Here is a 14759-nt window from a genome sequence, read left to right as displayed (position 1 = left end):
AAAGTCCTACAATATGCTATTTATCATTTTGAACTCATATAAAACGAGCGCTGATCCTGGATCGCGCCCTTTCGTATTATAAGGTCATCCAGATTGCTTATTTATCTGGTTGGCCTATTTTTTATAGGTTATTCTTTAGGTAGTCGGGGTAGGACGTTCGCGCCCTTGGGACTAATTGATCCCGTCCGTTATACTGTCCACCCCCTACTTGTAGAAACATGTTTGAGGCTGGTTGGGGCTTGGACCCCGCATAACAAGCGAAGCTATGATACTACAAGATAGACAGGGGCTACCGACAAATCTAATAATTGGAGATGTGATAGACTATGGATCCAGTGATTGGCCTGGATGTCGCAAAAGGAGAAAGCCAAGTTCAAGCTTTCCTGGCAAGAAAGCGCCCCTTCGGAAAGAGCTTTAAGTTTAAGCATGATACTAATGGACTGCGAGATTTTTATGTATTTTACAAAGAGGTAGAACGGCAAGCTGACGCTGAACCTGTCATCATTTTTGAATCTACAGGTCATTACCACGAACCGATTTTACAGTATCTTGAGGAGAGAAGGATTACTTATTACTTAGTTAATCCCGTTGTTTCTTACGAAACGAAAAAAAGTAGCCTCCGAAAAGTAAAGTCAGACCCAGCTGATGCGAAACATTTGTGTGAACTGTACTACAAAGAAGACTTAGTAGCCTTTCACAGAAAAAGTGTTCAAACGATGAACTTGAGAAATTTGTGTAGGCAACACGATTCATTAACGCGTAATTATGTTCAACTTAAATTACAATTTCAAACCATTCTTGATCAAGTGTTCCCTGAATATAAAGGTGTTTTTAGTAATTTATATTCGCCTATATCATTAAAGACTTTACTCACTTACCCTACTTCAGATGACGTATTGAAGATACAAACTGATGAAATAGCTAAGGAGATGCATAGTCTAGGAGGTAGAAGATCATTTGGTTGGTTTTGCGAAAAGGCATTGAAGTTAAAAGAGGCAGCAGAACGGAACCCATTTAAGAAAACACTGTATCAAAGCCATTTAGTTACTCTAAAAATGTATATTCAAATGCTTCTTCAACAACGAAAATTTCTCAACGTACTTGAGCAGGAAATTGATAAATTAGCAATGCATTTTGAGGATTATGAGATCCTTCGCTCCATCCCAGGGGTGGGTTCTAAAATTGCAGCTACTCTTATCTCAGAAATAGGTGAAGTCACACAATTTAGTCACCCGAAAAAGCTAGTAGCTTATGCAGGCATTGATCCTCGGATTTACCAATCAGGGAAGTTTACAGCATCTATCAATCGCATCACCAAGAGAGGATCTACAAAGCTACGTCAAACACTCTATACAGCTGTTCAGTGTGGGTTAACAAACAACCGAAATGCGAAACTCCGAGAGTTTTATGACAAAAAAAGAAGTGAGGGCAAGCCTCACAAAGTAGCCATCATAGCTTGCGCCAACAAGCTATTGCATTGGATTTATGCCATCTTAAAACATAAGCAAAAGTATACAGCATAATCCTATACAAATAATCACATCATTTACAAAAACTTCAAATGAAATTATTGAAGTTTCTTTGTCATGCATGTTTTTATTATAACATCTTTAATCTAGTATTATTACTTAAAAAGTGTTGACTTATATTAGCTGGTATAATGGAATAACTATAACATGGTCTCATTCTTTAAATTAAATTATTCTCCTTTCACTATAGCCCTCGTTAGTTTAGGTAATTTTCTTCACAAACTCTATTCTAAACAGCACTGGCAGTATACTTAAAACCAGTGCTATTTTTATTTGATTTATTGTGCTTTTTGTAGTGCTTTTTTATATGGCAATTTTAGTTCTTGTACTCCAAAGCGGAACTAGTTATTTAGTAACGGGGGCTTTTTTCTTAGAAATTAAGTTTAACGCGTCTAGCTACTCTTCCGTCTCTTAATACAGGAGATAATTCAGTGTATAAATTTATATCAACACCAACTATTTTCTCATCCTCATCATATCCATATTTAATGCGAAAATGTTTATATACGTATTTTAAACATCGATTTTCGGATGGAAAAACACATATCTCATCCCCCGTCTTATCTAACAAAATTATCGTAGTTTGATTAGGACTACCAAAACTATTAACCATATGTTCTGAATTCTCTTTGTGAGTAACCCATTCTAAATTACTTTTTTTAGGATTTCCTCGATCAGAATCTATATGATTAACAACTGGTTTTTTATCAGGATTAGGTATAAAGGCTATCGCGACCAGTCGATGGACTAATAGTTGTTTAGGTTTACCATTAATTCTTAAGCAAACAAACTTATACCCTCCAGTGTTAATATAATGTGTTAATATTTTACCATTAGTTTTACTTAATACCTCGCCATCTGTATTTACCATATAATTCGGATAACCTTCAACTTCTTTCCATTCACCAACAGATGTAATTTCTTTTATTATATTTAAAGTTTGTGTATCCATACGTCACATCCTTAGGGACTTTTTCCCTCATCAATCTTGTCTCCTCGCATATTTACCCTCCTACTTATACTGTACTGAACCATTACTTCATAGGGAAAAGAGATCCTTCATTATTCTGCTCTTGCTTCACAATTCTGCCCTATTGCTTAATACCAATTATTTCAAATTTCGAACATTTACTCAATATATATTTCACAAAAAAGAAGCTTACCTTGTAACAGATAAGCGCCCGTTTATGGAAAAACACGATATTGTAACTTTTGTTTTAATTTAGCAATAACTCTTCTAAATCTTCAACTTTATTTGTTCTAAGTACTATCCCTTTATTGTCAAAAACAAAAATTTCAGGGAACTCACTTAAAGATAAGACTTCTTTATAATCAAAATCATGGGATGAATTTTCATCTACAATTATGTACGATAAGGAAGGAACTTTATCCCATAATTTATTTGCATCCATTAAATCATTATTTATTCTTTGTTGAAACTCTCCAGAAATCGATTTATCATCAAAAATCACAATACTATACTTACCTTCAACTTCAGATTTCAATTTACTAACTACTCTTTCCTCTCCGGAAGAACAACCTATTAAAATGAATATTAAACTTAATATTATCGCTATATTCTTTTTCAAATTTCTCCCTCCTCAACAAATACTTAAGCACAAATTCCAAAATACTTATTGAAGTAATCTGCCCAATTCATCAATAATGAAGAGCGATTATTATGCCGTAATTGCTCCATTTAGTGGAATAAGAAATACTAATTCATATTTCCTAATAGTTTTTTACTAAGGGTATCTAGTTCATCTTCTTTATAAAGTCCCTCTTTTATTAACTTATATGGGCTTTCTGGTCTATTATATAAGTTATCATCCTTTCGCCATATCTCAAACCAAGGCAAAGCCTCGTACTCTACAAATAACAATATTTGTTTTGCACATCTATAAATTGAATCAATATCAATATCATTATGATATTTGAAGCTATAATTTATTGGATATTCATCTTTATATCCATTCGCTTCAATTCCATTTAATGCTACAAAATCTTGTTCATCTTTTAAAGTGTGAACTCTAAAGGCAGGACCAAAAGTGAATTTGTGCAAATGTATAAACTCAATCCTATCTTCATAAAACCTTGTATAAAAGGAAGGCTTTGTTTTATTAAAGCCATATGGCAATAATAATTCACTTAATTTCTTTTTAACCAGTTCACGATTCTTTTTCTCAAGGGATTTATTCTTCATAACTAATTCTCCCCCCTTCTTCGAAAAAAGCAAATGAATAAAGTTGATTCCCCTACTTTATTCAACTAAAATGCCCGTTTGCTTAATTCTAATTATTTTATAATCTAACAATTTCTTCAATAAGATAATTTCTTTGGTCAATATAAAAACGGGCGCTGATCCTTGTTACAGGATTGCGCCCGATAGCGGAATTGGTTTCCTTCCTTTAGCATTGAAACCTTTTAATTTAGAATCAATGTTAAGCAATATGAATGAATAGGTTTTTGAATTGCTTTGTAATTTATCACTTCATAGAAACACATCTAACATTAATTGGAAAATAAGCTAAAATAAAAGATTTTTTTAAAACAATTCCTTATCAAGTCCATTTATTTAATGTGAATGATTCAAAATAGAATTGTAGTATTTTTTGACATAGAATTGGACCTGGTACAATTGTTTTCTTACAATTTCATAACTATTAGGGTTAATACGATTAACACCAATTTTTGAAAGGATGTAGCTACTAATACATAAAGGTGCGATGAGATATTCAAGAGTGTAGATATTTCTATTGTTATGCAGAAATAAATCCAAATGCTTTTTTACGTTAATTTTAATATCAATTAATTTTTTCTTCACTTTTTCTTTCTGCTCGGCGCAACGAGTAAATCTATATGTTTCTAAGCTTTCAATCACTGACTCAATATTGTCCAGCAAACAACCAAGAATATCTACTGCATCTAGATAGTCAACATAGTTCATAGCTCATCTTCCTTTAACATATTAATAAGACTATTCTACTATGTTATACAAATTATGTATGCTCTTATTCTTACAAGAATAATACTCCTTCAATTGTGTTTCTAATTTTTATAAATCTTCCTTTTAGAAACATATGCGATGTGAGAAAGTCCATATATATCTTGTTTTGTTGAATTATCTATTGATAATAACCTGGTTTTCTCCATAGATTCTTTATACTTCTTGGTAGCATCATTTATTGATTCTGCTTCAAGGATCTTAAAAATCGTATTCGTTACTAACAAAATTACATCACGATTGCTGGAATTTTCAATAAATATCATTAGCAGTTTATAGTCTCTAATTGTTAAACAGCTTGGCAGCCGCTTACTGAATGTTCCTCCAATCATACTTTACTCCTTTCGATTGTTATAAGTAACTATTCGTCAAAAGGGAGGTTTTTCCTTCTTTGGAAGAAACCCTAAAAGGATGCTTCTCAACGAAACCTTCTTTAAGTATTGGTAGGGAATCATCAGTTATATTGCCATTAAATCAATGTCGGGTTGAATTGATTTATTAACTAAACAATCTGGCCATAAAATTAAAAATGAGCGCTAACCCTTGCTTTAGAATCGCGCTAAATTAGAGCTCCCAATCCTCCTTCAAATACTTTCTTCTCTCCAGGAGCCCGTTATCTGTTATCTTCTGTTAACTTGTTTGTAACTTCTCTAAAACTTCCTCGATTCTTTTTTTTGTTTCATTTGAACATTTCCTGTATGACCTACGAAACGCTAGTATACTTTCCACAGTAACATTTATATAACCTGATGACTTTAATTGTAAGTAAATACTAGGAACATGACGTATTTGATACTCCTCAATAGTTTCTATGGAAGACTCCAGTTCAGTATACGTTTTAGGTAATTTCTCTTTATGACTAACAATTTGATTTCTATCTTTTAGGTCTAAGTTTCTTAATATTGTACCTTTTCTTATTCTGGTTGGGGGATTGGAATCATATGCACTTCTAGTAGCTTCCTTAATCTTTTGTTGTAAATGTTTATCCAAATGTACATAATTTAATCTCTCACGGACTGGAGGAATATTGTCATTTAGCCATTTCAAGTCACTCTTGTAAAGCCAACTATACTCTTTATTAGCAATCTTTTTAATTGCAACTCTAGTAATTTTAAGATCTAAATCTTTCAAACGCATAATTTTTGCTCTATATTTTTCTTTACGCTTATCTCGGGAAACACTTGCGGCTAACAATGAAGTGTCAAGTGAATCAGTAGTAGCACATTCACTATATGAAAAATTTGTCTTTTTAATATTTCTAACTAATCTTGCTACTGTGGAATGTTTAGAATTCAATATTTTCGCAATCTTTCTAACATTACTTCCTTCGAGATATAGTTTGATTACTTTAATTCTCCAAAGATCCCCCATATTAGTCACATTGTAATTATTCCCATCACTTTCACTAATACCGTCGTAATATTTTCGTGTATATTTAAAACCACAAACATTACAAGTAAAGCTGCCAATAATAATATTATCTAAAAAAGTTCTTCTACAATTGACCTTTGTTTCTTTTTTGTTATAAGTAGGACAAACGGTATTATGGCATGGCCACGGTTCTGATCCAAAAGGTAATGAATTTGTATCCTTGTTTTTAAAAAAGTTCTCGACAGTCCCAGCCAAAAAGCACATTAACAGAATATAAATTATTGAGAAATTCGCCATGTAATTGGGATTTAAGAATTTGGAGGTTAAAGTCTCTCTTCCTATACCTAATGAAAATAAATAATCTTCTTGATATTTTTCAAATAAATCTTCAATTAGTTTGGTCTTATCTATAACCCCTTTATTATTAATATAATTATTATTGCCAAGAAGCACTATTATTTTGGCAAATAATTTCTTACTATCCATCCTATTGTACTGTTTAAAATAATTTACTTCCGATAGTAACTTAAGTTTATAATAAAAAATCGTATCTATTTTGATTTTCTTAATACATGAATAATCACAACACGGCTTTATAGTTAGGGAAGTTGAATATTTATTAGCTAAGTATTTACCACATCTCAAACATTTTTCAATAAGGTATACATGATGGAGGGGACAAAAGTTTACAAAGGATAATTGATGTTGTAAATGAATATAAGCCTCGCCATAATTCTCAAAATCCTCATTAATACATATAGGACAATAACTCACTATTTTCTTTACTAGTGGAAAATGCTTTTGTATATCTATTTTATTGGCATAGTTACTTGTACCGGTTTTTCCAAACATAATATCTTTATTTACATTATGTAATCTATTCTTTGGTAATAATGCTTTAAGAATAGGGAACCAAGTGAATGCTAGAATATACTCTTTAGTATAATGATTCTCATAAGGCATTTTGTTAAGTAAAAACGAAAGATTTCTGGGAATTGAGCCTACTTTATCAGAATTTACATTAAAAAGCTCTTTTTTAGTTTGATTAAAATTTGAATTTCCAGACCTAACATGATACCTATAAATAACGCTACGAAAATCTTCATCCGGATAAGGGTCAGGAAAAAACAACAACTTTTTCATATAGCCTCCCAATACTTAGATATATTTAAGAAGTTCATCACAGTCTACTACTAGATTTGCCTTTTCTAAAGCTTCCTCTGTAGAAAAGTTATTTTTATAACCTTGTTTCACAATATATCTAATATCATATTCTTCAAGGATAGGTTTAATTTTTCTTGTTCTCTTTTTTTTATTATCTATATTATTTTCTCCTTTTTCTTCAGAGGAAAAAGGAGTAGTTGTTTTTAATGCTAATTGAGCTAATTGAGCAAACATGTGTTGTTCTTCACCCATTCCCTCGCTTGCATTATATACCTCATAAGCCAACGATTCAGCCACTTCTAGAGTGGGGGTAAGATTTGTAGCAAAACTAATCAATTCCTCTAAAATTTGTTCTTTACTTCTCAGTTGTTGAGCTCTTGAATGGTTTTTTTTAATTTTTCCATAGAGATTAATTTTGAAAGCAGCTTGCTTTATATAATTATTAAACTCTTCCCATTCTGGTTCAACATCTTCTATACTCTCCAAATCGGAATAACTCCCCCCTCCCTTTCTTATTTTTTCAAAGAGAGGAAAAAGCAGTCTAAGACTTTTTGATGCAACTTCATTTAGAAGTGAAGGTGTGATTATTTCTGTACTTTCATTCAGTATTGCTTTTGATTGTAAATGCATGAATAATTTTATTGCTATATCTGGTATTCCTAAAGTGTAATAATACATAACCTTTTTCAAATCATCTGAAAGTGGTGTATATTTTTTAGTGTATTGTAAATCCCAAAGAGCATCGATAAACTCATCCCATTCCCAACTATCTTCTAACATAAAGCTTGTAATATTTTCACTGAATGTATCTGGAACACCTCGACGAGCGTTAGCTAATGATTTTTTAAATAGGTACATCGCTTTAAATGTACCAATAACTATTGTAGGTATTCCTATGGTATTTACTAATTCGGTGAAGAAGTTAATCATCCGCTCATCCCCGCCAGAATGAGCCTTATGTACGTTTTGTATCTCATCAATAATCAATACACCTAAATTTATCTGAGCAGCAACTTTGACCATACGCTTAGCCAAATTATCAATAGTTCCTCCTTTTTCTCCAAATTTTTCATAAAAGTTACTACCTAATAAGTCATCTACAGCAGAATAGAAGTTTTTACATAATGCCCCCAGTGATTTCCCACTTGGACATTCAATTTTTAACCAAACTACTTGTGTCATAAGTAATTTCTTTCCTTTATAATCATGGTGATGAATAACTTGTGGGAATAGATTGTTTAATATACGTTCATAAATCTTACTTTTTCCCATTCCACTTAACCCTATTTCTGCAAGACTTTGAGCTGTTTGAATATTACCTGCTAAATTAGTACCTTTCTCATCTATTCCATTTTCAAGTATCTTGTCCCATCCGATAGCAAACTGACGATTATACACAGCATTAAGCGGGTTTCTTGATTGATAACCTATCTTAATCATGTTGTATAAACCTCTATATTTTTCATAATGAGCTGGTAGAGGAGTCCAGAAGCTCGGTTTTATTTGTTGTACCAATTCTAAACGATCTTCAATACCCAATCCCAAGAAACCTTCTTCAAACTTGGGAACGGAATGAAGCCTATCATAAAATCCATCTATATCCACACGGTTAGGAATAGCTTCAATAAACGGGTTCCCTTGGTTTTCCGGTACAATTTGACTTTTATATGTAGCCATACAATGGATTCCCTTAAGGCTTTGTTGTCCTTCATTCCAAAGATTCATTACTTCTTCTCCTTGCTTTATTTTTCTTAGTAAAGACTTGTTGAATTTTAGAATTCTCATCAGCTTTAATAACTACCTCTTTGCTATTTGGAAATTCTATCACTTCTCTTGAAATGTTGTTTTTACTATCTTTATTTGTATTGTTTAATGCAGTCCATGCATTATGGCTACCTATTGATTTGCCCTCCTGCTTCTTTTTTTCTCTCTTGTTTTTTTGACGCTCGTAAAAACTTAAATCAGAAGTTGCTTCTTTTGTAGTTGCAATAGCCTCGTCAGCTAGATTTTCTGAAAATGCATGAAATTCTGCTAGATGTTGTTTTTCTTCCCTTTCTTTTATTTTGATTTGGTTTCTTTTATATTTCAAAATTTCTTTGACCTCTTCTAAATGTAGACCATCATAATCTTTATACTTCGCAGTATGATAGCATTTCTCAATACGCCCATTCTTTAAACGAATGAAAATACTACTTACATTACGAGGATCATAACAAATAGTAATGGTATCTTGACCTTCTATACACTTTTCCTCAAACCAACCTTCCTTTATTGCAATCTCACAAGTGTAGTACATATTTGAAAATTTAATTCCATGTCTAGTAACAGGAACTCTTTCTTTAGGTAATAGGTTATAACGAAGTAAATCACGTCTAACCTCATGTAGTAGATTTTTTCTTTTCCCCCAATTCCAAACTGCGAGAGGAGTTAACTCCACTTCTTCCTCAAACATTTCCTTTGTAACAAAATATTCTTTATTAAGGGCACTCTTATTAAAGGCTATTATTTGTAGTATCATAAATTGGGTAAACTCATATATGGTCAAAGCAGCATTTCGTGTTGGGTCAAACTCTCCTCTTTCCCTAAGCTTTGCAGGCTTTGCTCCTGCATGCGAGAGCTGTTCTCTTATTTTTTTATTGGTTAAACGAAAGTGCTGTTCCACAAATGGTTTCAAATCTCCTCGATAAGAGGGGGCATTAGCAACATCAACATTTATATTTACTAGATTTTCTGTCCATTTCCCCTTTAACTCTCCTCGATCCCCCACTAAAAACTTTGGCAAATACTTGCAAGGCCAATCACTTTCTTCTATCTTAATACCATATTGACGACAAAATTCGACTTTATCACTAGCGGAATTTTCTAATGCAACCATCTGTTCTATTTTGGAAGCATGTAATAAGCTAGCATGAAACCCTACAACCATACGACTATACACATCCTTTACTATATAAAGTGTAGGTGTACCAATGGTTGTCTTTCTATCATTTGCCACCAATATAATATCTGCTGGAGTAGAATCTATTTCATACAAGAAACCTACACCTTTCGCCCGTTCTGTTGCATCACCTTGTAATGGCCTTACATCCATTTCAGATTTCCTTCTTCCGTGTCTATTGGCATACTGTTTTCCGAGTGTGTATTCATTATGATACCAGTAGGAGAACTGTCTTAAAGTTGGTACTTTTTGAGGTTCTATTATAGGGACCATAACACCATTTTTACGGTAATACCCTGCATTATAATGTTCCTCGCACATATGTTGATGAGTTGCTGTAAGGTCCATTTTCCTTTCTATATGAAATTTTTTGATTGCTTTCTTAAATATTTGTTTATCATAATCTTTCACAATGTAATCATTTCCATCTGCTGATTTTGGTCCTGGTTTCTTTGTGAAATTTCTTGGTTCCCCTGGTGCACCGCAATCAAAGTAGTTTCGCAATAAAGCGTTTTTTGTTTTACCATAAAACCAGTATCTTTTAAGAAGTCTATATAATTCTTTTTTGGACTTCCCTGTTTCTTCTACAGTCTTGTGTATTAATTTTCCTCTTAATTTTGGAAGATAGATATCTGGTTCTGCATTTGCAATATTCTGGATAATTAACCAATTGCTATCTCTTTGTGCACCATATTTCTTTAAATAGTTTTCATCAGGTGAAATCAACCTTGTATCTGGTTCTATTTCGAGTACTCTTGCTCTATTCTCGAGAATTTCACTTAATAATTGTGTAAATTTAAGTGAATAGGGAAACTTCATTTTTTTTTGATCAGTTATGTTTACTACAATAATGTCTATTCCATCTGGACTAATCCAAAGAACTCTCAATAGAATAGGTTGTTCCGTTTCAGTTTCAAAATTTAAAAGTTCAATTATACTATTTTCTACAATTAACATTACTGAAGTCTCCTTAACCTATATTTTTATTTATTGATTCTCTTTGCTTTTCCAAGTTAAATATAATTAATGGATGGGAATCCTTTATTACCATATTCATATTGGTTCCCCATTTTTTTGTCGAAAGCATGTGCTTCAATATAAACATACTTGTTCCACTATCTATTCCAAACTCACTATCACACCTTAGACACAACTTGCTAATCGCAGTTCCCCCATCATCATTGATAATTTTCAGAAAGAGCGATTCACCAATAAGATCAATTAGTTCTTCATCTATTGTTGGTCTTGTACTAAGATATCTAGCTTCATACATCCATTCCACATTAGAAATTAACGTTTTGGGTAATTTACTATCCAAAATTATCCCCCAATTTATATCCTGTTCTGCAAAGTATCGCCTCTCAATCTCAAACAACTCTAATGTCCGCTTAGATAATTTAGATACAGGCTTTACCGTTCGAACCAAGTCAATTAATCCATTAGAAGTTTTTAATGTAATAACGAAATCGGTAGTCATAACCACTGGTACACCATCAACATTTGCATGCTTAATCCCTAATTGTTCAGCGATTTCTTCTGTCCTACTAAGTGGAAGAAGGGGGAATTGTTCTCTAATATCAACAACTTCCTCTAACCATTCTAAGTAATAAAGGTACCTCCTCTCATGTTCGGATAATGTATGATGGATTCTGTTAGTTTTCCAGCCTAAATGACGTGTAACCCATCCTTCCGAAGCAACCTTATTATCATGAACTTGAATAAACGGTTCGTAATCTTTACCAGTTCCATGTCCCCGGCCATCTCTAATTCTATTTTCTTGAAATTTTTTTATTCTTTGACCACGATTCATTTTTTCATCTCACTTTCGTATAGTATGTTGAAGACAATATAGACTCTATATATAGAGTCAGTATTTAGACTCTAAGACAAAAATAAAAACCCCCGCATTAAGCAGGGGTTTTAAAAATTTAATAATTAATATTTTGATTTTTGGTACTAACATATTTATCACCTTTAATAAGTGCCATTTAGTTAAATGATCTAATCAAATAAATCATTCTTATATTGCTTATTTTCCAAAAATCTATTCAAAAAGATATTTTTTAATAAATAACCTGTTACCTAGTTACCGACATTATTGTCCAGTTACTATCTATAATGTTTAGTTACCGACATTATTGTATAGTTACTAACAATAATGTCGGTGAACATAGTAGTGTTGTCACTCTACAGAATCATTCCACTGTAACACTCTTCGCAAGGTTACGTGGCTTATCTACGTCACAGTCTCTGTGAAGTGCTGCGTAGTAAGAGATCAGCTGCAACGGAATAACAGAAACTAGTGGAGATAGCAGTTCGTTCACTTGTGGTACAACGAAGCTATCTTCTTCTGTTTCTAGGCCTTTCATGGAGATGATACAAGGGTTTGCACCGCGTGCTACTACCTCTTTCACGTTACCACGGATGGATAGGTCCACTTGTTCTTGTGTGGAGATGGCGATAACTGGTGTACCATTTTCGATTAGGGCAATCGTTCCGTGCTTCAATTCTCCTCCAGCAAATCCTTCTGCTTGGATGTAGGAGATTTCTTTTAGTTTCAATGCACCTTCAAGACCAACATAGTAGTCCATTGTACGGCCGATGAAGAAGCAGTTTCTTGTTGTTGCCAAGAATTTGCGAGCGATGTCCTCAAATTCTTCTTTTGCGTCACAAAGTACTTCCATTGCGTTTGCAACGATTCCCAGGTCTTGCACAAGGTCGAATTCTAGGTTGTGCCCTTTCGATTCAGCTAATACAGCTGCGAAAATGGACAGAACGCCTAGTTGCGCCGTGTATGCTTTAGTAGATGCTACCGCTATCTCAGGGCCTGCATGAAGTAGCAAGGTGAAATCCGCTTCACGGGATAGTGTGGATCCCTGCACGTTTGTAACAGTTAGTGCTGGGTAGCCCAACTCTTTTACTTGTACAAGTACTGCACGGCTGTCCGCTGTTTCTCCACTTTGAGAAATGAAGATGAATAGCGGTTTTTCAGATAAAATTGGCATGTTGTAGTTGAACTCACTTGCTACGTGTACTTCTACAGGTACCTTTGCAAGCTTTTCAATCATTTGCGCTCCAACAAGGCCTGCGTGGTAGCTTGTTCCTGCTGCCACGATGTAAAGGCGGTCAGATTGTTTCACTGCATTGATGATGTCCTCATCAATCGTCAACTCGCCGTTTTCGTTTTGGTATTTTTGGATGAGCTTACGAATTACTAATGGTTGCTCATCAATTTCTTTTAACATGTAATGTGGGTATGTGCCTTTTTCGATATCACTTGCATCAAGTTCAGCTGTATATGGAGCACGCTCAACGATTTCTCCGTTCAGCTTTTTGATTGTTACCGCTTCTTTCTTTACGATAACCATCTCTTTGTCCATCAGCTCAACGAATTGGTCTGTTACTTGGATCATCGCCATTGCGTCACTTGCCACTACGTTGAAGTCACCTTTGCCTACCCCAACCAGTAACGGGCTCTTGTTTTTTCCTACATAGATTGTTTCTGGATCTTCGTTGTCCAGTAGGGCAATCGCATAAGAACCTTTTAGGATGGAAAGAGTACGACGCATCGCTTCTTCCACATGCTGTCCTTCGTTAGCAAATTTCTCGATGATCTGTACGACTACTTCTGTATCAGTTTCACTTACTAGCTCTACACCTTGTAAGTGTTCGCGCTTTAATTGTGAATAGTTCTCGATAACTCCGTTGTGTACAAGTGTAAAACGACCAGACGTGCTTTGGTGTGGATGCGCATTTACTTGGCTAGGTACACCATGAGTTGCCCAGCGAGTGTGACCGATTCCAGTTGTTGCAGAAACAGTTTGGTCCACTACTTCGCGAAGGTCCGCAATACGGCCTTTTTCCTTGAATACGTGTACGCCGCCATCGTTCATTACTGCGATACCAGCAGAGTCATACCCACGGTATTCAAGCTTTTCTAGACCTTTTAAAAGAATTTCCTTTGTATCCTGTGTTCCGATATATCCTACGATTCCGCACATAAATAGTTTCCTCCCTAGAGTTGCAGGGACAAGAAAGCACACCATAGAAGGGGACAGTCTTGCCCCCACATTACCTATAAAATAATTTTGTAATCATAGTAACAGTCTTTGTACATAAAGTTGCCTTTATGTTTTAAACTGCTCCCTAGAGTCGGTTGTGATTGGCAACCGGGAGGCATCCGCCGATAGATCGATAAACCTCCTCCTCGTCAACTAAGCATTGTTTCGTCCGTCGCTTAGTTCAGGCGCTTTGTATATATAGTTATTGTGGGACTTTAATGCTCCTTTCCGTTCTTGAATAGCAACAAATAATATCTTACCTTCCATACCCCAATTCGTCAACAAATATGTGGGGTTTTACCAAATTATGCAAAGGAGAGTGTGGCATTTTGGTGTATGCAGCCTGTGGCATAATTGAATTGGGTGGCAAGCTCGGTTATTGGGTCAGGATCACACTCAAAGTAATGCTCATTTTTGTGAAAAAGAGCAAATTTGAGTGGTAAAGAAAGCATTCGGACATTTTTCTGTTAGGTTCGGACATTTCAGTAAGGCTTAGGGCATTTGTTCGGACAATTGATAGGCATGGTTCGGACAAGAATCTACGGTCTTTGGACATTTCAAAATTTCGTTCGGACATTTACAGCCAATCTTCGGACAAGAACGCAAAATCTTTGGACAACTTTCCCAAATCTTCGGACAAGATCGGCAAAACTTCGGACATTTGCGTTATTTCGTTCGTTCCGAGCAATCTT

Annotated in this window: 11 protein-coding genes; 1 reads left to right on the top strand and 10 read right to left on the bottom strand. The window is 34.4% G+C overall.

Going from position 1 to position 14759, the window contains the following annotated elements; all coding sequences use genetic code 11:
- The first annotated feature begins 326 nt into the window (after positions 1 to 326).
- Positions 327 to 1523 carry an IS110 family transposase gene (locus tag MKY77_RS01500; protein ID WP_339146208.1) on the top strand — a complete coding sequence of 399 codons (1197 nt, stop codon included), beginning with the start codon at positions 327 to 329 and terminating at the stop codon, positions 1521 to 1523.
- 376 nt (positions 1524 to 1899) lie between these two features.
- Here the strand turns inward: MKY77_RS01500 and MKY77_RS01495 are convergent, their stop codons facing one another.
- The 10 genes from MKY77_RS01495 to glmS all read right to left on the bottom strand — a co-directional run bounded on the left by MKY77_RS01495 (position 1900) and on the right by glmS (position 14007).
- The gene (locus MKY77_RS01495; RefSeq protein WP_339148457.1) at positions 1900 to 2481 is read right to left on the bottom strand and encodes an NUMOD4 domain-containing protein; all 582 of its coding nucleotides are present in this window, start codon (positions 2479 to 2481) and stop codon (positions 1900 to 1902) included.
- A 265-nt stretch (positions 2482 to 2746) separates the two neighbouring features.
- On the bottom strand, positions 2747 to 3118 hold the full coding sequence (locus MKY77_RS01490; RefSeq protein ID WP_339148456.1) for a hypothetical protein: 372 nt from the start codon (positions 3116 to 3118) through the stop codon (positions 2747 to 2749).
- A 128-nt stretch (positions 3119 to 3246) separates the two neighbouring features.
- Positions 3247 to 3732: a hypothetical protein gene (locus MKY77_RS01485; protein ID WP_339148454.1), complete on the bottom strand. Its 486-nt coding sequence runs from the start codon at positions 3730 to 3732 to the stop codon at positions 3247 to 3249.
- Between the two features lie 372 nt (positions 3733 to 4104).
- Positions 4105 to 4476: a hypothetical protein gene (locus MKY77_RS01480; protein ID WP_339148453.1), complete on the bottom strand. Its 372-nt coding sequence runs from the start codon at positions 4474 to 4476 to the stop codon at positions 4105 to 4107.
- Between the two features lie 101 nt (positions 4477 to 4577).
- Positions 4578 to 4865, bottom strand: a complete 288-nt coding sequence (locus MKY77_RS01475; RefSeq protein WP_339148452.1) for a hypothetical protein — start codon at positions 4863 to 4865, stop codon at positions 4578 to 4580.
- A 298-nt stretch (positions 4866 to 5163) separates the two neighbouring features.
- On the bottom strand, positions 5164 to 7047 hold the full coding sequence (locus tag MKY77_RS01470; RefSeq protein WP_339148451.1) for a TnsD family Tn7-like transposition protein: 1884 nt from the start codon (positions 7045 to 7047) through the stop codon (positions 5164 to 5166).
- Between the two features lie 15 nt (positions 7048 to 7062).
- Positions 7063 to 8793 carry an AAA family ATPase gene (locus MKY77_RS01465; protein ID WP_339148449.1) on the bottom strand — a complete coding sequence of 577 codons (1731 nt, stop codon included), beginning with the start codon at positions 8791 to 8793 and terminating at the stop codon, positions 7063 to 7065.
- Positions 8777 to 10963, bottom strand: a complete 2187-nt coding sequence (locus tag MKY77_RS01460) for a Mu transposase C-terminal domain-containing protein (protein ID WP_339148448.1) — start codon at positions 10961 to 10963, stop codon at positions 8777 to 8779. The genes MKY77_RS01465 and MKY77_RS01460 overlap by 17 nt, the downstream gene beginning before the upstream one ends.
- 13 nt (positions 10964 to 10976) lie before the next feature.
- The gene (locus tag MKY77_RS01455; protein ID WP_339148446.1) at positions 10977 to 11816 is read right to left on the bottom strand and encodes a TnsA endonuclease N-terminal domain-containing protein; all 840 of its coding nucleotides are present in this window, start codon (positions 11814 to 11816) and stop codon (positions 10977 to 10979) included.
- 385 nt (positions 11817 to 12201) lie between these two features.
- Complete coding sequence (gene glmS / locus MKY77_RS01450) at positions 12202 to 14007, bottom strand: glutamine--fructose-6-phosphate transaminase (isomerizing) (RefSeq protein WP_342515621.1); 1806 nt, start codon at positions 14005 to 14007, stop codon at positions 12202 to 12204.
- Positions 14008 to 14759 lie beyond the last annotated feature (752 nt).

Origin of the sequence: Sutcliffiella sp. FSL R7-0096 (assembly GCF_038595065.1) — a bacterium.
GTDB lineage: Bacteria > Bacillota > Bacilli > Bacillales > Bacillaceae_I > Sutcliffiella_A.
Note: the sequence above shows the minus strand (reverse complement) of the source record. Positions and strands in the feature narration are given on the sequence as shown.

Excerpts from the sequence above, each read along its gene's own strand:
- MKY77_RS01460 (WP_339148448.1), bottom strand. The coding sequence starts at position 10,963 with ATGTTAATTGTAGAAAATAGTATAATTGAACTTTTAAATTTTGAAACT.
- MKY77_RS01495 (WP_339148457.1), bottom strand. The coding sequence starts at position 2,481 with ATGGATACACAAACTTTAAATATAATAAAAGAAATTACATCTGTTGGT.
- MKY77_RS01485 (WP_339148454.1), bottom strand. The coding sequence starts at position 3,732 with ATGAAGAATAAATCCCTTGAGAAAAAGAATCGTGAACTGGTTAAAAAG.
- MKY77_RS01465 (WP_339148449.1), bottom strand. The coding sequence starts at position 8,793 with ATGAATCTTTGGAATGAAGGACAACAAAGCCTTAAGGGAATCCATTGT.
- glmS (WP_342515621.1), bottom strand. The coding sequence starts at position 14,007 with ATGTGCGGAATCGTAGGATATATCGGAACACAGGATACAAAGGAAATT.
- MKY77_RS01480 (WP_339148453.1), bottom strand. The coding sequence starts at position 4,476 with ATGAACTATGTTGACTATCTAGATGCAGTAGATATTCTTGGTTGTTTG.
- MKY77_RS01475 (WP_339148452.1), bottom strand. The coding sequence starts at position 4,865 with ATGATTGGAGGAACATTCAGTAAGCGGCTGCCAAGCTGTTTAACAATT.
- MKY77_RS01500 (WP_339146208.1), top strand. The coding sequence starts at position 327 with ATGGATCCAGTGATTGGCCTGGATGTCGCAAAAGGAGAAAGCCAAGTT.
- MKY77_RS01470 (WP_339148451.1), bottom strand. The coding sequence starts at position 7,047 with ATGAAAAAGTTGTTGTTTTTTCCTGACCCTTATCCGGATGAAGATTTT.
- MKY77_RS01455 (WP_339148446.1), bottom strand. The coding sequence starts at position 11,816 with ATGAATCGTGGTCAAAGAATAAAAAAATTTCAAGAAAATAGAATTAGA.